General features: G+C 68.9%; 18 protein-coding genes and 1 tRNA gene. 12 read left to right on the forward strand and 7 right to left on the reverse strand.

The window, feature by feature from the left end:
- Positions 1 to 6 precede the first annotated feature (6 nt).
- Positions 7 to 1,218: a pyridoxal phosphate-dependent aminotransferase gene (locus ACN6M5_RS17010; RefSeq protein WP_434951657.1), complete on the reverse strand. Its 1,212-nt coding sequence runs from the start codon at positions 1,216 to 1,218 to the stop codon at positions 7 to 9.
- Between the two features lie 195 nt (positions 1,219 to 1,413).
- Between ACN6M5_RS17010 and ACN6M5_RS17015 the strand changes: the two genes are divergently transcribed.
- The 7 genes from ACN6M5_RS17015 (at position 1,414) to ACN6M5_RS17045 (ending at position 6,920) form a co-directional block, all read left to right on the forward strand.
- Positions 1,414 to 1,486, forward strand: a tRNA-Trp gene (locus tag ACN6M5_RS17015).
- A gap of 43 nt (positions 1,487 to 1,529) precedes the next feature.
- Positions 1,530 to 1,802: a preprotein translocase subunit SecE gene (gene secE / locus ACN6M5_RS17020; RefSeq protein WP_085371203.1), complete on the forward strand. Its 273-nt coding sequence runs from the start codon at positions 1,530 to 1,532 to the stop codon at positions 1,800 to 1,802.
- Between the two features lie 70 nt (positions 1,803 to 1,872).
- Positions 1,873 to 2,793, forward strand: coding sequence for a transcription termination/antitermination protein NusG (gene nusG, locus ACN6M5_RS17025; RefSeq protein WP_085371202.1), 921 nt, complete (start codon positions 1,873 to 1,875; stop codon positions 2,791 to 2,793).
- Between the two features lie 120 nt (positions 2,794 to 2,913).
- A complete protein-coding gene (gene rplK / locus ACN6M5_RS17030) occupies positions 2,914 to 3,345 on the forward strand; it encodes a 50S ribosomal protein L11 (protein WP_055890341.1) in 432 nt (143 codons plus the stop codon).
- 74 nt (positions 3,346 to 3,419) lie between these two features.
- Positions 3,420 to 4,109, forward strand: a complete 690-nt coding sequence (gene rplA, locus ACN6M5_RS17035) for a 50S ribosomal protein L1 (protein WP_434951660.1) — start codon at positions 3,420 to 3,422, stop codon at positions 4,107 to 4,109.
- 198 nt (positions 4,110 to 4,307) lie between these two features.
- Positions 4,308 to 6,305, forward strand: a complete 1,998-nt coding sequence (locus ACN6M5_RS17040; RefSeq protein ID WP_434951662.1) for a S53 family peptidase — start codon at positions 4,308 to 4,310, stop codon at positions 6,303 to 6,305.
- Positions 6,306 to 6,374: 69 nt separating this feature from the next.
- Positions 6,375 to 6,920, forward strand: a complete 546-nt coding sequence (locus ACN6M5_RS17045) for a GNAT family N-acetyltransferase (protein WP_434951664.1) — start codon at positions 6,375 to 6,377, stop codon at positions 6,918 to 6,920.
- A 25-nt stretch (positions 6,921 to 6,945) separates the two neighbouring features.
- Here ACN6M5_RS17045 and ACN6M5_RS17050 read toward each other — a convergent pair whose 3' ends face one another.
- Positions 6,946 to 7,914, reverse strand: coding sequence for an NADP-dependent oxidoreductase (locus ACN6M5_RS17050; RefSeq protein ID WP_434952429.1), 969 nt, complete (start codon positions 7,912 to 7,914; stop codon positions 6,946 to 6,948).
- 139 nt (positions 7,915 to 8,053) lie between these two features.
- Between ACN6M5_RS17050 and ACN6M5_RS17055 the strand changes: the two genes are divergently transcribed.
- Positions 8,054 to 8,746, forward strand: a complete 693-nt coding sequence (locus ACN6M5_RS17055; protein WP_434951666.1) for a DUF998 domain-containing protein — start codon at positions 8,054 to 8,056, stop codon at positions 8,744 to 8,746.
- A 46-nt stretch (positions 8,747 to 8,792) separates the two neighbouring features.
- Here ACN6M5_RS17055 and ACN6M5_RS17060 read toward each other — a convergent pair whose 3' ends face one another.
- The 5 genes from ACN6M5_RS17060 to ACN6M5_RS17080 form a co-directional block, all read right to left on the reverse strand.
- Positions 8,793 to 9,395 carry a YqaJ viral recombinase family protein gene (locus ACN6M5_RS17060; RefSeq protein ID WP_434952431.1) on the reverse strand — a complete coding sequence of 201 codons (603 nt, stop codon included), beginning with the start codon at positions 9,393 to 9,395 and terminating at the stop codon, positions 8,793 to 8,795.
- A 142-nt stretch (positions 9,396 to 9,537) separates the two neighbouring features.
- A complete protein-coding gene (locus tag ACN6M5_RS17065; protein WP_434951668.1) occupies positions 9,538 to 10,590 on the reverse strand; it encodes a Gfo/Idh/MocA family protein in 1,053 nt (350 codons plus the stop codon).
- Positions 10,591 to 10,680: 90 nt separating this feature from the next.
- Positions 10,681 to 11,430 (reverse strand): ThuA domain-containing protein, encoded by a 750-nt coding sequence (locus ACN6M5_RS17070; RefSeq protein WP_434951670.1) that lies wholly within the window; start codon positions 11,428 to 11,430, stop codon positions 10,681 to 10,683.
- Complete coding sequence (locus tag ACN6M5_RS17075) at positions 11,427 to 12,557, reverse strand: Gfo/Idh/MocA family protein (protein ID WP_434951672.1); 1,131 nt, start codon at positions 12,555 to 12,557, stop codon at positions 11,427 to 11,429. Before ACN6M5_RS17075 ends, ACN6M5_RS17070 begins: the two co-directional genes overlap by 4 nt.
- Positions 12,558 to 12,682: 125 nt before the next feature.
- Positions 12,683 to 13,882: an ROK family protein gene (locus ACN6M5_RS17080; protein WP_434951674.1), complete on the reverse strand. Its 1,200-nt coding sequence runs from the start codon at positions 13,880 to 13,882 to the stop codon at positions 12,683 to 12,685.
- A gap of 164 nt (positions 13,883 to 14,046) precedes the next feature.
- Here ACN6M5_RS17080 and ACN6M5_RS17085 point away from each other — a divergent pair, with 164 nt between their 5' ends.
- The 4 genes from ACN6M5_RS17085 to ACN6M5_RS17100 are packed head-to-tail and all read left to right on the forward strand — an operon-like array spanning position 14,047 to position 18,009.
- Positions 14,047 to 14,769: a sugar phosphate isomerase/epimerase family protein gene (locus tag ACN6M5_RS17085; RefSeq protein WP_434952435.1), complete on the forward strand. Its 723-nt coding sequence runs from the start codon at positions 14,047 to 14,049 to the stop codon at positions 14,767 to 14,769.
- Positions 14,766 to 15,875, forward strand: a complete 1,110-nt coding sequence (locus ACN6M5_RS17090; RefSeq protein WP_168688672.1) for a Gfo/Idh/MocA family protein — start codon at positions 14,766 to 14,768, stop codon at positions 15,873 to 15,875. Before ACN6M5_RS17085 ends, ACN6M5_RS17090 begins: the two co-directional genes overlap by 4 nt.
- Positions 15,872 to 16,972: a Gfo/Idh/MocA family protein gene (locus ACN6M5_RS17095; protein ID WP_434951677.1), complete on the forward strand. Its 1,101-nt coding sequence runs from the start codon at positions 15,872 to 15,874 to the stop codon at positions 16,970 to 16,972. Before ACN6M5_RS17090 ends, ACN6M5_RS17095 begins: the two co-directional genes overlap by 4 nt.
- A complete protein-coding gene (locus ACN6M5_RS17100; RefSeq protein ID WP_434951679.1) occupies positions 16,969 to 18,009 on the forward strand; it encodes a sugar phosphate isomerase/epimerase family protein in 1,041 nt (346 codons plus the stop codon). Before ACN6M5_RS17095 ends, ACN6M5_RS17100 begins: the two co-directional genes overlap by 4 nt.
- Positions 18,010 to 18,083 lie beyond the last annotated feature (74 nt).

Below are 18,083 nucleotides of genomic sequence, written 5' to 3' on the forward strand. Positions count from 1 at the left end.
GGCATCTCACGCATCCGGAGCGGCGAACAGGCGCTGGAGGCGGCGCACGCCTTCGAGCAGTTCGTCGTCGCCGAGCGCGTACGAGAGCCGCAGGTAGCCGGACGGCCCGAACGCCTCTCCGGGAACCGTCGCGACCTCCGCCTGGTCCAGGATGAGGTCGGCCAGCTCCAGCGACGTTGTCGGCGTCACGCCGCCCCAGGTCTTGCCGAGCAGGCCGGACACATCCGGATAGACGTAGAACGCGCCCTGCGGCGTCGGGGTGAGGATGCCGTCGATGGCGTTCAGTTCGGACACGATCGTGCGCCGCCGCCTGTCGAACGCGAGCCGCATCTGCTCCTCGGGCTCCTGCGTGCCGGTGAGGGCTTCGAGCGCGGCCCGCTGCGAGATGTTGGACACGTTGGACGACAGGTGCGACTGCAGGTTGGCCGCCGCGGCGATGATGTCGGAGGGGCCGACCATCCAGCCCACCCGCCAGCCGGTCATCGCGTACGTCTTGGCGACGCCGTTGACCAGGATGGTGCGGTCGGCCAGAGCGGGGACGGCGTCCACGATCGAGACGGCCTTCACGCCGTCGTAGGTGAGGTTCTGGTAGATCTCGTCCGCGATCACGTAGAGGCCGTGCTCGTCCGCCCAGCGGCCGATCTCCTCGACCTGCTCCGGCGGGTAGACGGCGCCGGTCGGGTTCGACGGGGAGACGAACAGCAGCACCTTCGTGCGCTCGGTGCGTGCGGCTTCGAGCTGGTCGACGGTCACCAGGTAGCCCTGGTCCGCCCCGGCGAACACGTCCACCTGCACTCCGCCGGCCAGCTTGATCGCCTCGGGGTACGTGGTCCAGTACGGGGTGGGGACGAGCACCTCGTCTCCCGGATCGAGCAGGGTCGCGAACGCCTGGTAGACCGCCTGCTTGCCTCCGTTGGTGACCACGACACCGGATGCGGGCACATCCAACCCGGAGTCCCTGCGCGTCTTCTGCGCGATCGCCTCGCGCAGCTCGGGGAGCCCGGCGGCCGGGGTGTACCGGTAGTTGCGCGGGTCCTCGACGGCGGAGATGGCGGCGTCCACGATGTTCTGCGGGGTCACGAAGTCCGGCTCGCCCGCCGCGTAGCTGATCACGGGCCTGCCCTGCGCTTTGAGGGCCTTGGCCTTCCCATCCACTTTGAGGGTGGCTGACTCGGCGATTGATGCGATGCGTGTCGAAATGCGCTGCTGTGCGGTCACGGGGCCCAACTTTACAGTCCGCTCCGGGTCACATACACTTGGTCGCGGTAGTTGAAATCTGCCAAGCTTTTTTGCGCCCTTTTTCGATTGAGGTCCGCCGGCGGAACTGCCTCGCTCGCAGAGAAATCTCCGAGTGTGATCGGCTAGCCTGGTCGGGAAGGTGTGCGCGGGAACGCTCAGCGATTTCGCTTTCATAGGGCGGTGGCTCAATTGGTAGAGCAGCGGTCTCCAAAACCGCAGGTTGCAGGTTCGAGTCCTGTCCGCCCTGCAAGTCGTCACTTCAGGTGACGACCCACGAAAGGTGTAACAAGGTGGCCCGAAAAGTTATCGACGAGCCGAGCGAGGAAATCGTCGCCAACGCGAAGAAGGACCGCGCCGCAAAGCGTGGACCCTTCGCACGGATCGCTCTGTTCATCCGCCAGGTCATCGGCGAACTGAAGAAGGTCGTCACCCCGACGCGCAAAGAACTGTTCAGCTACACCGGAGTTGTTCTCGTCTTCGTGGTGATCATGATGGCGCTCGTGTCCCTGCTCGACTGGGTCTTCGGGCTCGGCGTCGTCTGGGTCTTCGGAAACCCGTCCTGACCCAACGCCCGTGTCACGGCCCCAGCAGAGGGCGGATCGACCGGCTACCGACAGAAATGGAATGAATTCAGTGTCTGAGACAAATCGCGACGACGTGGACTGGGCGACCGCAGCCGAGCAGTCCTCCGAAGACGATGAGGCGCAGACCGGCAACGTTCTGGCCCGCGACGAGGAATCCGTCGACGCCGCAGAGCACGAAGCTCTGCACGTGGTCGCAGAAGACGGAACCGAGATCGACCTGGACGCCGTCCTCGACGCGATGGCGGAAGCCGTCGACCCCGAGGCGGACCGCGCCGTCGACGAGGCCCTCGAGGTCGACGACGAGCAGGAGGCGGAAGCCGCTCTCGAAGCCGTCGAAGACGAGGACGAGGCAGCGACCGACCCCTACGAGGAGTTCCGCGCCGAGCTGCGCAGCAAGATCGGCAAGTGGTACGTCATCCACTCGTACGCCGGGTTCGAGCGCCGTGTGAAGTCGAACATCGAGAACCGCATGGTCTCCATGAACATGGAGGACTTCATCTTCGAGGTCCAGGTTCCGATGGAAGACGTCGTCGAGATCAAGAACGGCCAGCGCAAGATGGTCAACCGCGTGCGCATCCCGGGCTACGTGCTCGTGCGCATGGACCTCAACGAGGACAGCTGGTCCGTCGTCCGGCACACGCCGGGCGTCACCGGCTTCGTCGGCAACGCGCACAACCCCACCCCGCTGCGCTTCGAAGAGGCCTTCTCGATGCTGAAGAGCCTCGTGCAGGTCGAAGCGGCTCCGGCCAAGGGTGCTGCGAAGGGCCAGAAGGCCGCGCAGCGCGTCATCCCCGCCGAGGTCGACTTCGAGATCGGCGAGACCATCACGATCAAGGAAGGCTCGTTCGCGGGCCTGCCGGGTTCGATCAGCGAGATCAAGCCGGAGAGCGGCAAGCTCACCGTCCTCGTCTCCCTGTTCGAGCGTGAGACCCCGGTCGAGCTCAGCTTCGACCAGGTCACCAAGCTCTAACGGAATAAGAGCGACCCACCCTCAGTTTTCTCAATCACCGGATCTCGGACAGGCCGAGAAACCGGGAGAGCCGTTCGGGATGAGATCCCGGATGCTCGAATACACAAAGAAGGAAGAAACATGGCACCGAAGAAAAAGGTCACTGGTCTGATCAAGCTTCAGATCAACGCCGGCGCCGCCAACCCCGCCCCGCCGATCGGTCCGGCGCTGGGTCAGCACGGCGTCAACATCATGGAGTTCTGCAAGGCGTACAACGCGGCGACCGAGTCGCAGCGCGGCAACGTCATCCCGGTGGAGATCACCGTCTACGAGGACCGTTCGTTCACGTTCGTCCTCAAGACGCCGCCGGCTGCCGAGCTCATCAAGAAGGCCGCAGGCGTCCCCAAGGGCTCCGGCGTCCCGCACACCACCAAGGTCGGCAAGCTGACCCAGGAGCAGGTGCGCGCGATCGCCGAGCAGAAGATGGTCGACCTGAACGCGAACGACATCGACGCAGCGTCGAAGATCATCGCAGGCACCGCCCGTTCGATGGGCATCACGGTCGAGGCGTAAGCCCTCGTCCTTCACAGACACATCCGTGGCAGAGCCGGCCAGGCTCGCACCACATTCTCGACAGGAGAAACCACATGGCACAGAAGTCAAAGGCCTACCGGGCCGCGGCCGAGAAGATCGAGGCCGGAAAGTTCTACACCCCCACTGAGGCTGTCACGCTCGCTCGCGAGACCGGCTCCAGCAACTTCAACTCGACCGTCGAGGTCGCGCTGAAGCTCGGCGTCGACCCCCGCAAGGCGGACCAGATGGTCCGCGGTACCGTCATTCTTCCTCACGGTACCGGCAAGACGGCTCGCGTCGTCGTGTTCGCGACGGGCCCGGCCGCTGAGGCCGCCATCGCAGCAGGCGCAGACGAGGTCGGCGGCGCCGAGCTCATCGAGAAGGTCGCCGGCGGATACACCGACTTCGACTCGGCTGTCTCCACCCCGGAGCTCATGGGCCAGGTCGGCCGTCTCGGCAAGGTGCTCGGCCCGCGTGGTCTGATGCCGAACCCGAAGACCGGCACCGTGACGCCGGATGTGGCCAAGGCCGTCTCCGACATCAAGGGTGGAAAGATCGAGTTCCGCGTCGACAAGCACGCCAACGTGCACTTCGTCGTCGGCAAGGCGGCCTTCACTGCCGAGCAGCTCGACGAGAACATCAAGGCCGCTCTCGAAGAGGTCATGCGTCTCAAGCCGTCCTCCTCGAAGGGCCGTTACGTTCAGAAGGGCGCCGTGTCGACCACGTTCGGCCCCGGCATCCCGCTGGACGTCAACGCCATCTAGGCAGCGACTGAATCGTTCGATCAGGCCGTCTCCGGTTTCCGGAGGCGGCCTGATCGTCGTTTACGCGCGATCGTATTTCATCCGTGTAAAACTTTGCAACAGAACTGTCTACCCCTCTTGTGGCGGTAGAACTCATGGGTCTACTCTCGCGATTGGCGCGCGCCGCGCGCCGCTCACTGTCGAGTAAGGATCAACTTCATGACAACTCGCACCACCAGACGAGTCCTCCACAAAAGGGCCGTCGGAATCATCGCCACCGCGGCCGCCGCGGTGGCGTTGTCGATGGCGGGGACCGGAGCAGCGAATGCGGCCGACAGGGTCACTTTCGCCGACTCCGTACCGAGCTGGGCGACTGCAGCCAACGATGCAGGAGCCGCCCCGACGGACCAGACAGTGCAGGGCGAGATCTACCTCCCCCTGCGCGACCAGCGAGGCGCCGAGGCGCTCGCGAAGGCCGTCTCGAATCCGGTCAACCTGGGCTTCCGCAAGGCGCTCAGCCCGAGCCAGTGGATCAACCGGTTCTCGCCGACCCAGGCGGACACGGATGCTGTCGTCAGCTTCCTGAAGACGGCCGGCCTGTCGATCACCGCCGTTCCCGCCAGCCGCCAGTACGTGGTCTTCCGCGGCACGCCGGACCAGCTCGGTTCGATCTTCGGCACGTCGCTGCACTCGTTCGACTACGCGGGCAAGAAGCTCGTCGCGCCGACCAGTGCACCGTCGCTGCCCGCTGCGGTCGGCACCAAGGTGTCCGGTATCAGCATTGAGCAGTCGCGCACGCTGACCAAGCCGGACTCGATCAAGCAGGGCGACCTCGGCGCATCCGGCACTCCGCAGCTGAGCCGCAAGGCGGCAGCCGCCCCCGTCGTGGTGACCCCGTGCTCGCACTACACCGGTGAGCACGTCGTGACCGTTCCGCCGAGCTACAACGGCCAGACGCAGTACAGCACGTACAACTGCGGATACACTCCGGCGCAGCTGCGTTCGGCATACGGCCTCGACTCGCTGAGCAAGCGCGGCGTGAACGGTTCGGGACAGACTGTCGCCATCATCGACGCGTACGCGAGCCCGTCCATCGTGAAGGACGTCAACTCGTACTCGCAGCAGTACGGCGAGCCCGGCCTCACCAACTCGAACTACCAGCAACTGGTGCCGAAGCCGAGCGAGTTCACCGACCAGGAGCTGTGCCAGCAGCCGAGCGGATGGCAGGGCGAGCAGACGCTCGACGTCGAGTCCGTCCACGGCATCGCACCGGGCGCGCGCATCCTGTACGTGGGTGGCACGGACTGCAGTGGTGGCCTCGACGTCGCCATGTCGAAGATCCTCGACAACAAGCTCGCCACGATCGTGAGCAACAGCTACGGCAACGTGGGTGAGGCTGTCCCCGCCGACGTGATCCAGGGCGAGGTCAACCTGCAGCTGCAGGCGGCGGGCGAGGGCATCGGCCTGTACTTCTCGAGCGGTGACAACGGCGACGAGGTCGCGAACCTCGGATACGCGTCGCCCGACTTCCCCGCATCCTCCCCGTGGGTGACCTCGGTGGGCGGGACGAGCCTCGGCATCGACAAGAACGGCAAGATCGCGTACGAGACCGGCTGGGGTGACACCGTCGACCAGATCGTCAAGAACGCGGACGGTTCGCTCGCATACGCGCAGCCCCTCCCTGGCACCCGGTTCGTCGGCGGTGCCGGCGGTGGCGTGAGCGCCGTGTTCGCGCAGCCCGACTACCAGAAGAACGCCGTGCCCGCCGCCCTGGCGAACGGGCACCGCGTCTCCCCGGATGTCGCTGCCCTCGCCGACCCGTACACCGGGTTCTCGATCGGCATCCGTCCGATCATCGACGACACGACCCTCGAGACGGGCGACTACGTGAACGAGACATACGGCGGAACCTCGCTGGCGTCTCCGATCGTGGCGGCTCAGATCGCGATCGTCCAGCAGGCGACGCACACGTCGATCGGGTTCGCGAACCCGACGCTGTACGGCATCAAGCGCATCCTGCCGAACGCGTTCCGCGACGTCGTGCCGCAGAACCCGACGCAGGCCGTTGCGTACACCAGCGCCACCAGCGGCAACAGCTACCTGGTGTCCTTCGATCAGGACACCACACTGAAGACCGCGAAGGGCTACGACGACGTCACCGGCCTCGGCGGTGTGACGTTCAACCTGCTGTCCCTCGTCGCGGCAGGGCGCCACTAGCGCCCGCACCGCACGGAACGGCCGGTCGCCCCTTCTGGGGTGGCCGGCCGTTTCAGTAGAGTGGGGCGGGTGACCGTCACCATCCGCTCCGCAGAGGCACGGGATGCACGGGGCCTCGCCTCCGTCGCCGCCGTGACCTTCCCGCTCGCCTGCCCTCCGCACACCACCGAGGAGGCGAAGGCGGCCTTCGTCGCCTCAATGCTCTCCGAGGAGAAGTTCACGGAGTACCTCGCCGACGAGGCGCGTGTGCTGCTGGTGGCCGAGGAGGAGGACGCGGACGGCGTCGTCGAGGCCATCGGATACACGATGGTGAACCTGGGGGAGCCGACGGACTCCGACGTGAGCGCGGCCATCCGCATCCGGCCGTCCAGTGAGCTGAGCAAGTGCTACGTGCTGCCCGGCCACCACGGCGCAGGGGTGGCCGGTGGGCTCATGGAAGCGAGCCTCGCGGCGGCGGAGCAGGCCGGTGCATCCGGGATGTGGCTGGGCGTCAACGAGGAGAACGCGCGGGCGCAGAAGTTCTACGCCAAGCACGGGTTCGAGCGGGTCGGCTCCAAGCAGTTCCTGGTGGGCGACCGGCTGGAGGACGACTGGGTGATGGAGCGGCCGCTCTAGCAGGCCGCTCTAGCAGGCCGGTTCGTCAGCCCTCGGCCACCTTGACCACGATCTTGCCGCGGGTGTGGCCGGATTCGATCGCTCGGTGGGCGTCGGCGATCTGGTCGAGCGCGAAGATCTTGTCGACGTGCACGCGGACGTTTCCCGACTCGAGCAGGCGGGCGATGACGGCGAGGGTGTTGCCGTCGGGTGCGACCTTGTAGTCGGTGCCCCTCACCCCGGCCGCCGCCGCCTCCTCTTCGAAGGTCGGCCAGCTGCCGGTGGGCGCGTTGACGATGAGGCCGCCACGGCGCAGGACCGCCAGCGAGCGGCTGCCGGTGTCGTCGTGCACGTTCCCGACCAGGTCGATGACCACATCCATCTCGCCGGCGACGTCCTCGAACCGGGTGGTCTCGTAGTCGATGACGGAGGACGCCCCGAGCGAGCGCAGCCACGACGCGTTCGCACCGGATGCGGTGGCCGTGACCTGCGCGCCGAAGTACGAGGCGAACTGCACGGCGAAGTGACCGACGCCCCCGCTGCCCGCGTGGATGAGCATCCGCTGGCCCTCGTGCGCCTTCGCCACCTCGACCACCATGCCCCACGCCGTGAGCGCGGCCAGCGGTGCGCCGGCCGCCTCGATGTGCGACAGTGTGGACGGCTTGCGGACGACGCTGAGGCTCGGCACCGACACGTACTCCGCGTATGTCCCACCGAACCGGGGGACCATCACCATCCCGAACACCTCGTCGCCGGGCTTGATGGGATGCGCGCGATACGGCGACTCGACGACCACACCGCTGAAGTCGTGTCCGAGCACGGCGGGCAGGTCCCGGATGGCGCCGTACACGCCGCGGCCCGCCCTGGTCTTGGCGTCGATCGGGTTCACGCTCGCGGCGACGACCTTGACCAGGAACTCCGCGTTCACCCTGTCGGGCGTCGCGGTCTCGCCGATCCGCAGCTCGTCGGCGTCGCCGGGCCTGGCGAGCAGCGCGGCCCGCATCGTCTTCTGCATTCGTCGTCCCCTCATCGGCTGCTCTTCAGTCAAGCCCGTCAATGATTCGCGGGTGTTTCGGCGGCGTCACCACGTATGAACAGTGCGTTTCGGATACCCCCAGGACGTTTCCAGGCGGGGTCTGGTTAGGATGCTCCTCGTGAGCAGACTGCTGCGTGTCGTGCGCCAACCCTTCGCGGCACCGCTGCTCGCGCGCGGCTGGCAGCGAGCGGTGCCCGTGCTGCTCGCGCTCGGCACCATCGCGGTGCTCGGCGGGCTCACCATCATCTGGGCGGCGCGGCTCACCGTGCCGTACCCGGTCTACGTCAGCGAGCTGGGCGCTCAGGGCGCGCCGACCGCTCAGCCGTTCGCCGTCGCCCTGCTGTGCATCGCGGCCGGCGGCTTCTCGATCGCACTGGCGAGCGGGCACATCCGGTCGTCGGTGCGGCTGCTGAACCGGTGGGCGCCCGCCGTGACGCTCGGGTTCGCCGCGATCTGCTTCGTCGTGGCGTCGCAGATCACCTGCACGGCTGCGTGCCCAGTGCCGCTTGCCGATCCGCGGTCGACGGTGCAGGACCTCGTGCACACGGTGACGGCGGTGCTGGGTTTCGGGGCCGCCTGCTACGCGATGCTGCAGGTGGCGTTCGCCTCCACGGTGCCCAGGGTGGCGCGGTTCTCGCTGGTGAGCTGCTGCGCGGTGGCGGGCATCACCATCGTGGGCGGACTGCTCGCGATCGTGCACGTCGCCACGGACGTCGGGGCGTGGCTGGAGCTGATCGGGACGACGGTGGCCATCGCCTGGCTGGCGATCTACTCGCTGACGCTGGTGCGCGTTCCGGTGCTGGCGGAGTAGGTAGGCCGAGGGGCTGGGCGGCTCGTGCGGGCTGAGCGGCCGGGCGCTAGGAAAGCTGCGACGGCTGCGGGCTGGTCGCGCGGCGCAGGGCGTCGATGAGGTCGCCAGCGAGTGCGACGAGCTTCCTGATCTCGGCGTCGTCGCGGTCCACCCACCGGCATTCCGGTTCTTCGTGCAGCGGGACGAACCCGGAGTGCTGCTCCCAGACGAAGAGGGTGCGCTCCGCGCCGAGCACGAACTGCTGCCACCAGATCTGCCGCAGGTAGTTGCGCGGGATGCTCCGGAACGGCTTGTTCGTCGTCTTGATCTCCGCGAGCTCGATGGTGCCGCTGGCCCGCACGGTCAGCCCATCCGGGGTCGCCAGGAAGCGGGGCTCTCGCTCGGAGTGGTAGAGCGCATCCGACGGGTGGATGCCGTGGGTGGCCGCCACCCAGGCGGCGATCTCGGGCTCGCGGGTGCGGCCGTGCTGCGTGTAGATGTTGCCCGAGAATCCGGTGCCGTGCAGCTTGTCGTACGCCGCGGACTGCACCGAGCGCGGCGTGGACAGCTTCGCCACGTCGGTCGCGGTGATGCCGCGGCTGCGGGCGCGCAGCCAGGCGACCCTGTCGCTGGAGTGGGCGACGACCCTGCTGAGGTGCCCGCGGTACACGCGGTCAGCATCCGGTGCTTCGAGCTGGAACTCGAGCTCCGCCTGCACAGCCTCCGCCTGCACGACCTCGGCCGGCCGCAGGTCGACGAGAGAGGCTGGACGGGTCAGGACAGGATCGAGCACCCGTCCATTCTCTCTCGCATCACGCCCCCGCGCTCGACCCCACGCCAGCGACGCCGAGCTGGCGGCGCGCCTCGTCGATGGTCTCCACGGTCTGCACGGCCTCGACCAGTGGATGCAGGGGAGAGTCGGTCAGCCCCTCCGTCACGTAGCGGGCGAGCGCGGCTGCCTCGTACGACATGCCCTGCCTGCCCGGCCGTCCGTACGGGTCGTCCCAGCTGAGCACGTCGCCGCCCTGCACGAAGCGCAGGCCGCTCGCCGACCAGAACGGGCTGCCGGTCTCGACGCGCGCCTCCGACCCGCAGATCGTCGCGAGCGACGGGGTCGCCGCGCGCAGGCCGGTGCTGAGGAGTGCCTGCGCGCCGGTCACCGACGACAGGATGAGCGACGCCTGCTCGTCGACGCCGGTGGAGGCGAGCGTGCCGGCCGCGATGATCCCGGCCGGACGGCCGATCGCGAACGACGCCCAGGAGACCACGTACACGCCGAGGTCGAGGAGCGCCCCGCCGCCGAGCGCCGGGTCGAAGAGCCTGCTGGCCGGGTCGAAGCGCGCGCTGCCGCCGAAGTCGGCGGTCACCACGCGCACGTCACCGAGCGCGCCGTCGTCGAGCAGCTGCCGGATGATGTCGGTCTGCGGCAGGTAGCGCGTCCACATCGCCTCCATCGCGAATACGCCCGACGCCTTCGCCGCCCGCTCGATGCGCCGGGCGTCCTCCGCGTCGGCCGCGAGCGGCTTCTCGACCAGGACGCTCTTGCCCGCCGCGATGGCCAGCAGGGCGTGCTCGGCGTGCTGGGTGTGTGGCGACGCGACGTAGACCACATCCACGTCGGGGTCTGCGACCAGCTCCGCGTACGAGCCGTACGAGCGCTCCACGCCGTGCGCCGCGGCGAACGCGGCGGCGCGCTCCGCCGACCGCGACCCCGCCGCGACCACGCGCTGCCGCGTGTGCGCGTGCAGCGCATCCGTGAAGTCGGCGGCGATCCCGCCCGGCGCGAGCACACCCCAGCGCAGCGGAGGTGCGTCAGCCGGGTCCGGATGGCGCGGGTCGGGAAGCGAGCGGAGTCGGGTGGTCATGGGACCAGTCTGCCGCCTGTTGCCGAGATACCAGTAACTGTCGCGAAACGCCCGGGATGCGCGACAGTTACCGGTATCTCGATCGGGCGCCTAGCGCGGCCAGGCCCCCGCATCCGGGTTGGACACCTCGGGCGCTCGCCGCGCGCCCGCCACGGGGGCGGCCCAGCGCACCCCGTTCGCGAGCACCTTCCGCACCTGCGGGTGGAAGTAGACCGGGTACTCCTGGTCGCCGGGGCTGAAGTAGAAGATCTTGCCGCGGCCGCGGGTGAAGGTGACGCCGGAGCGGAAGACCTCTCCGCCGGTGAACGAGCTGATGAACACCAGGTCGTCCGGGGTGGGGATGTCGAAGAACTCGCCGTACATCTCCTGCGCCTCGATCACGATCGGCTGCTCGACGCCCTCGGCGATGGGATGCGTCGGGTTCACGTTCCAGACCAGCTCGCGCTCGCCGCCCTCCGGGTTGCGCCAGGCAAGCGAACACGTCGTGCCGAGCATCCGGATGAAGATCTTCGAGAAGTGGCCGGAGTGCAGCACGATCAGCCCCATGCCGCCGAGGACGTGGCTGCGGACGCGCTCCACGACCTCGTCCGAGACCTGGTCGTGGGCGATGTGGCCCCACCAGAGCAGCACGTCGGTGTCGGCCAGCACTTCCTCGGTGAGGCCGTGCTCCTCGTCGGCGAGCGTCGCGGTGCGGACGCTGACGTCGCTGCCGAGCAGGTCGCTCAGGCCGTCGGCGATGGCGCCGTGGATGCCCGTGGGGTAGATGGCGGCGATGTCCGGCTGGGTGGCCTCGTGGACCCCCTCGTTCCAGACGGTGACGCGCAGTGCCGACATGGTCATGCTCCCTTCGTGGCCGGCTCGAGCACGACCTCTGCGTTGCGGCGGGCCGACTCGTACGCCGCGTCGATGACGCGGGCGCGGTCGAGGGCGCGCGAGCCGTCGTACTCTGCCCAGTGCGCGGTGTCCGCGACGTGCTCGAGGAACGTCTCGACGACGGCCAGGTGGCCGCGGCCCGGGTCGGCGGCGACGCTCACGTCGGAGGTCGCCTCTCCCTCGCCGGTGAAGATGGTCAGCTCGCCCGCCGGCGCGTAGTCGACGACGCGCAGGTCGGCGCCGCCCTCCGTGCCGTAGAGGGTGATGCCGAACTCGTCGCCCGCGGGACGGTATGCCGCCCAGCTCGTCTCGAGCACGATCGAGCCGCCGCCTTCGAGGCGCAGCAGCAGGCTGGCCAGGTCCTCGACCTCGTATGCCGAGCCGACGTCCTGCTTGTTGCCCGCAGCACCGCCGCGGCCGCGGGTGCCGAGCTCGGAGTGGGTGACGGCCGACACCGCGGTGACCCGCGGCTCGCCGAACAGGTGCAGTGCGTAGTCGAGCACGTGCACGCCGATGTCGATCAGCGGTCCACCTCCCGCCATCTCGCGGTTGGTGAACCAGCTGCCGAGCGCGGGGATGCCCGCCCTGCGCAGCCAGATCGCGCGTGCGTGGTACGGGCGGCCGATCTGTCCGGCGTCGATCGCGGCCTTGAGCGCCTCGATGTCGCCGCGGCGGCGGTGGTTGAACGCGACCTCGAGCACGCGGTTCGCGGCGTGGGCGGCATCCACCATCGCCTGCGCTTCGTCGGCCGTCCTGGCGATCGGCTTCTCGCTGAGAACGTGGATGCCCGCTTCGAGCGCCCCGACCGCGATGGGCGCGTGCAGGAAGGTCGGCACGGCAACGCTGACGACGTCGATGCCGCCGTCCTCGACCAGCTCGTGCCAGTCGCGGTAGAGGCGGGTGACGCCGTACTTCTCGCCCAGCTCGGCGCGCGGGCCGTCCTCCATGCCGGCGATGGCGACGAGCTCGACGCCGGGGAGGGTGGCGTACGCCTCCATGTGCTGCTGGCCGGCCCAGCCGAGTCCGATGACCGCGGCCTTGATGGTCGCGCCTGTACCGCCGGTGGTGGCGCCGGTGTTCGTCGCAGTGCTCACGACTGTCCTTCCGATTCGTGTGTTGTGGGTGGTTTTGTGGTGGACGGCGGGTGGGTCGAAACGATTCGATCCCGCCGGGGTGGATGCGGACGGTGGATGCGGGTGGCGGCCGGACGCCGCGGGGCTCAGTGGCCCAGGGGTCTCGCGTACCTGTCGTAGTTCTCGACGGGATCGAGCGCGTGCTGGATGACCATGATCGCCGCCCCGATCACGCCGCCGGTCTCCCCGGAGCGCGACTGCGTGATGGTGAGGTATTGCGTCGCCAGCGGGGTGGACCGCTGATAGACGACCTCGCGGATCCCGGCGAGCAGCTGCTCGCCGACCCGGGAGAGGCTGCCGCCCACGATGACGAGCGACGGGTTGAGGAGGTTCACCGAGGTCGCGATGACCTCGCCGAGGTCTCGACCGGCCTGGCGGATCGTCTGCTGCACCGTCACGTTGCCCGTGCGGGCGAGCTCGACCACGTCGTCGCTGGTGCGCGCCGGGATGCCGAGCGCCGTCAGTGTGCGCGCGATGGCCGGACCGGATGCGAGGGCCTCGAGGTCCGCATCCTGAGCGCCGTGGCTGGGGGTGTCTGCGCCGAACGGCACGCGCACGTGGCCGAGGTCTCCTGCGGATCCCTGCGCACCGCGCTGCAGCCGGCGGCCGTTGATGATGCCGGCGCCGATGCCGGTCGCCACCTTGACGAAGAGAAGGTCGGACTGCTCCGGCCAGACGAGGGCGTGCTCGCCGAGGGCGAGCAGGTTCACGTCGTTGTCGACGAGCACGGGCACGTCGAAGGTGCGGCTGACGTATCCGGGGATGTCGAAGCGGTCCCAGCCCGGCATGATGGGCGGGTTCACCGGCTGGCCGGTCGAGTGCTCGACGGGGCCGGGGACGCCGATCCCGATGCCGATGAGGTCGCTGAGCGGTCGGCCGGAGGCGGCGAACAGCTCGTGGGCAACGCCGAGCGCCCAGTCCAGGATCGGCTCCGGACCGTCGGTGATCAGGATGCGCTTCGACTCGCTGGTCAGGATGTTGCCTGCCAGGTCGGCGAGCGCGACCACACCGTGGGTGGCGCCGAGGTCGACGGCGATGACGATGCGCGACTCCGGGTTGAACCGCACCCTGGCGGGAGGACGGCCGCCGGTCGAGACGTCGTCTCCGGCCGGCGCGACGAGTCCGGATGCGGTCAGGCTGTCGATCCGCACCGCGATGGTCGAGCGTGCGAGCCCGGTCAGCTCGGCCAGCTGCGCGCGCGTGCGGGGGACGCCGTCGCGCAGGATCGCCAGCAGGCCGGCGGCGTCCGGGGCGACGAGCGGCTGCTCACGCACGCTGTCGGTCATGAGGCTTATTGAACCACACCGTCCCCGGACGGAACAAAGTCTGTTTTCCTTCATGTGACTTTTGATTGACATTCGGCAGAAGTCTCGTTTGAATGGGAACGTCGCCATCAGGCGCGCCCTCAATTCACTCGACGAGGAGAAACGTGTCGAAGTCCAACCTGTCCGTGCAGCTCTACACCGTTCGGGAGCTCCTGACCGACGACACCGTCGGCACCCTCAAGCGCATCGCAGACCTCGGGTTCACCCAGGTCGAGCCGTTCGCCTTCCTCTCCTTCGGAGACGACCTCCGCCGTGGTCTCGAGGAGGCCGGCCTGTCGGCGCCCACCACCCACCAGGGCTTCATCGGCGGCGACCTGGAGCCCGTGTTCGAGGCCGCCAAGGCGCTCGGCATCGAGACCGTGATCGACCCGTACGTGGCTCCCGAGCGCTGGCAGACGGCGGAGAGCGTCGACGAGATCGCCGCCCAGCTCAACGAGGCGGCAGAGGTCGCCGCCCGCTACGGCGTCCGCGTCGGCTATCACAACCACGCGCACGAGCTCGAGAGCACCATCGACGGCGTCACGGCCCTCGAATACTTCGCGGGCAAGCTCGCCCCCGAGGTCGTCCTCGAGGTCGACACGTACTGGGTGGCCGTCGGCGGGCACGACCCCGTCGAGCTGCTCGGCAAGCTCGGAGACCGCGTCGTCGCTCTGCACATCAAGGACGGTCCGGGCACCACGGAGACCAAGGACCAGGTGGCCGTCGGCCAGGGCTCGCTGCCGATCGAGCAGATCATCGCCGCAGCTCCCGCCGCCCTCCGCGTGATCGAGCTGGACGACTCCCGCGGCGACCGTTTCGAAGCCGTCGCAGACAGCTTCGCGTTCCTCACCTCGAAGGGTCTCGCATGAGCGCGGGGAAGGTCGGCGTCGGCGTGATCGGCGCCGGTGTGATCAGCACCGAATACCTCACCAACCTCACCAGCTTCCCCGACCTGGATGTGCGCTTCGTCGCCGACATCGACGAGGCGCGGGCCAAGGCGCAGGCCGAGAAGTTCGGCATCGCCGGCTCCGGCTCCGTCGCCGACCTGCTCGCCGACGACGACATCGAGATCGTCGTCAACCTCACGCTGCCCAAGGTGCACGTCGAGGTGGCGCTGCAGATCCTGGATGCCGGCAAGCACGTCTGGAGCGAGAAGCCGTTCGCGCTCGACCGCGTCAGCGGCACCGCGCTGTTGGCCGCCGCGCACGAGAAGGGGCTGCGCGTCGCGACGGCGCCGGACACCTTCCTCGGCGCGGGCATCCAGTCGGCCCGCCGCCTGGTGGAGAACGGCACGATCGGGGCGCCGCTCACCGCGCTGACCCTGATGCAGAGCCCCGGCCCTGAGTCGTGGCACCCGAACCCGGACTTCCTGTTCCAGGAGGGCGCCGGCCCGCTGTTCGACATCGGCCCGTACTACCTCACCGCCCTGGTTCAGCTCTTCGGTCCCGTCGCGCGCGTGAGCGCCGTCGCGTCGAAGGCCAAGGAGTCCCGCGTGATCGGGTCCGGACCGCGCGCCGGCGAGGAGTTCGCAGTCACCGTTCCCACGCACGTCAGCGCCCTCTACGAGTTCGAGAGCGGCCAGACGGCGCAGAGCATCTTCAGCTTCGACTCCAAGCTCGGCCGCACGCAGTTCGAGGTCGCCGGGGTCGAGGGCACGCTCGTCGTCCCCGACCCGAACACGTTCCAGGGCGACCTGATCGTCCACGGCGCCGACGGCATCGAGACGCTGCCGGCCACGGGTTCGACCTCGAGCAGGGGAACGGGCGTCGTCGAGCTGGCCCGCGCGATCCGCGCGGGGGTGCCGGAGCGCGCATCCGGAGAGCAGGCGTACCACGTGCTAGACGTCATGGTCTCGACCATCGAGGCCGGCCTGGCCGGAGCGCCGGTCGACGTGCAGAGCACCGTGCAGGTCGCCCCCGCGCTGCCGGAGGACTGGGACCCGCGCGCTGCCACCCTCGGTCAGGCGGCTGAATGACGGACACGGCGGCAGGGCCGCGGCCGAAGGTCGCGATCGTCGGCGGCGGGTTCATGGCGGAGGTCCACTCCCGCGCCGCCCGCAACGCGCGAGCGGAGCTGGCGGGCATCGTGTCGTCGACGCCGCAGAAGTCGGCGGCAGCGGCTGAGACGCTCGGCATCGAGCGCGCATACGACTCGCTCGACCAGGTGCTCGCCGACGACACCATCGACGTGGTGCACGTCTGCACGCCCAACGCGCTGCACGCCGAGCAGGCGGCGGCCGTGCTCGCGGCGGGCAAGCACGTGGTCTGCGAGAAGCCGCTCACCACGACGGTTCCGGATGCGGAGGCGCTCGTCGCCGCCGTCGGCGACCGCACCGCGACGGTGCCGTTCGCGTACCGGTTCCACCCGATGGTGCGCGAGGCGCGCGACCGGTTCGCTTCCGGCGCCGCCGGCCGTGTGCTCACCGTGAACGCGTCGTACCTGCAGGACTGGCTGCTCGGCGCCGACGACGACAACTGGCGCGTCGACTCGGCGGCGGGCGGGCGTTCCCGCGCCTTCGCCGACATCGGCTCGCACCTGGTCGACCTCGTCGAGTTCGTCAGCGGAGACAGGGTCTCCAGGGTGTCCGCCACGAAGAAGACCTTCTTCACCGAACGCGCGTCGCACTCGTCGATCACCACCGAGGATGCGGTGGCCGTCGTCATCGAGACGCGGTCCGGCGGCCTCGGCACGCTGCTGGTGTCGCAGGTGGCGCCGGGCAGGAAGAACAGGCTCCTCCTCGAGATCGCGGGCAGCGCGGAGAGCGTCGCCTTCGATCAGGAGCAGCCGGAGACGCTGTGGATCGGCAAGCGGAAGGGCAGCATGCTCGTCCCGCGCGACGCCGATCAGCTGAGCGCAGACGCCGCGCGGCTGTGTGTCGTGCCGTCCGGGCATCCCCAGGGATACCAGGATGCGTTCAACGCGTTCGTCGCGGACACGTACGCGGCCATCGGTGGGGCGGACCCCGACGGCCTGCCGCGGTTCGCCGACGGGCTGAGGGCCGTGCGGGTCACGGAGGCGGTGCTCGACTCCGCGGAGTCCGGCACCTGGATCGAGATGGGAACAGAAGAATGACAGACAGCGCGAACGCCGGCGAGTACGCCAGCACGCATCCGGTGACGCTGTTCACCGGCCAGTGGGCCGACCTCACCCTCGAAGAGGTCGCCAGGTACGCGAGCGAGTGGGGATACGACGGGCTCGAGATCGCCTGCTCCGGTGAGCACCTCGACGTGTGGCGTGCGGCGGAGGACGACGACTACCTGCAGGGCAGGCTCGACATCCTGAACAAGTACGGCCTCAAGGTCTGGGCCATCTCCAACCACCTCAAGGGCCAGGCGGTCTGCGACGACCCGATCGACTTCCGCCACCAGGCGATCGTCGGCTCCAAGGTGTGGGGCGACGGCGACCCCGAGGGCGTCCGCCAGCGTGCAGCTGAGGAGCTGAAGCTCACCGCCAAGGTCGCGCGCAGGCTCGGCGTCGACACGGTCGTCGGGTTCACCGGATCCAAGATCTGGCCGTACGTCGCCCAGTTCCCGCCGGTGCCCGCCGCGGTGATCGACGCCGGGTACCAGGACTTCGCCGACCGGTGGAACCCCATCCTGGATGTGTTCGACGGAGAGGGCGTGCGCTTCGCCCACGAGGTGCACCCGTCCGAGATCGCCTACGACTACTGGTCGAGCGTCCGCTCGCTGGAGGCCATCGAGCACCGTGAGGCGTTCGGCTTCAACTGGGACCCGAGCCACATGATGTGGCAGGACATCGACCCGGTCGGCTTCATCGTCGACTTCAAGGACCGCATCTACCACGTGGACTGCAAGGACACGCGGCTGCGTCCGAAGAACGGTCGCGCCGGCGTGCTCGGCTCCCACCTGCCGTGGGGAGACCCGCGCCGCGGCTGGGACTTCGTCTCCACCGGCCACGGGGACGTGCCGTGGGAGGACTCCTTCCGCGCGCTCACCTCCATCGGATACACCGGACCCATCTCGATCGAGTGGGAGGACGCGGGGATGGACAGGCTGCACGGCGCGAAGGAGGCCGTCGGCTACATCCGTTCCCTGCTCTGGAAGCAGCCGACCGCGTCGTTCGACGCCGCGTTCAGCAACCAGGACTGACCCCGTCTCAGCTCCATCCCACCGGCCGTCGGCGCGCAAGCGTCGGCGGCCGGTGCTTGGATGGGGTCATGGTC

It is taken from the genome of Leifsonia araucanica (assembly GCF_051161895.1).
GTDB lineage: Bacteria > Actinomycetota > Actinomycetes > Actinomycetales > Microbacteriaceae > Leifsonia.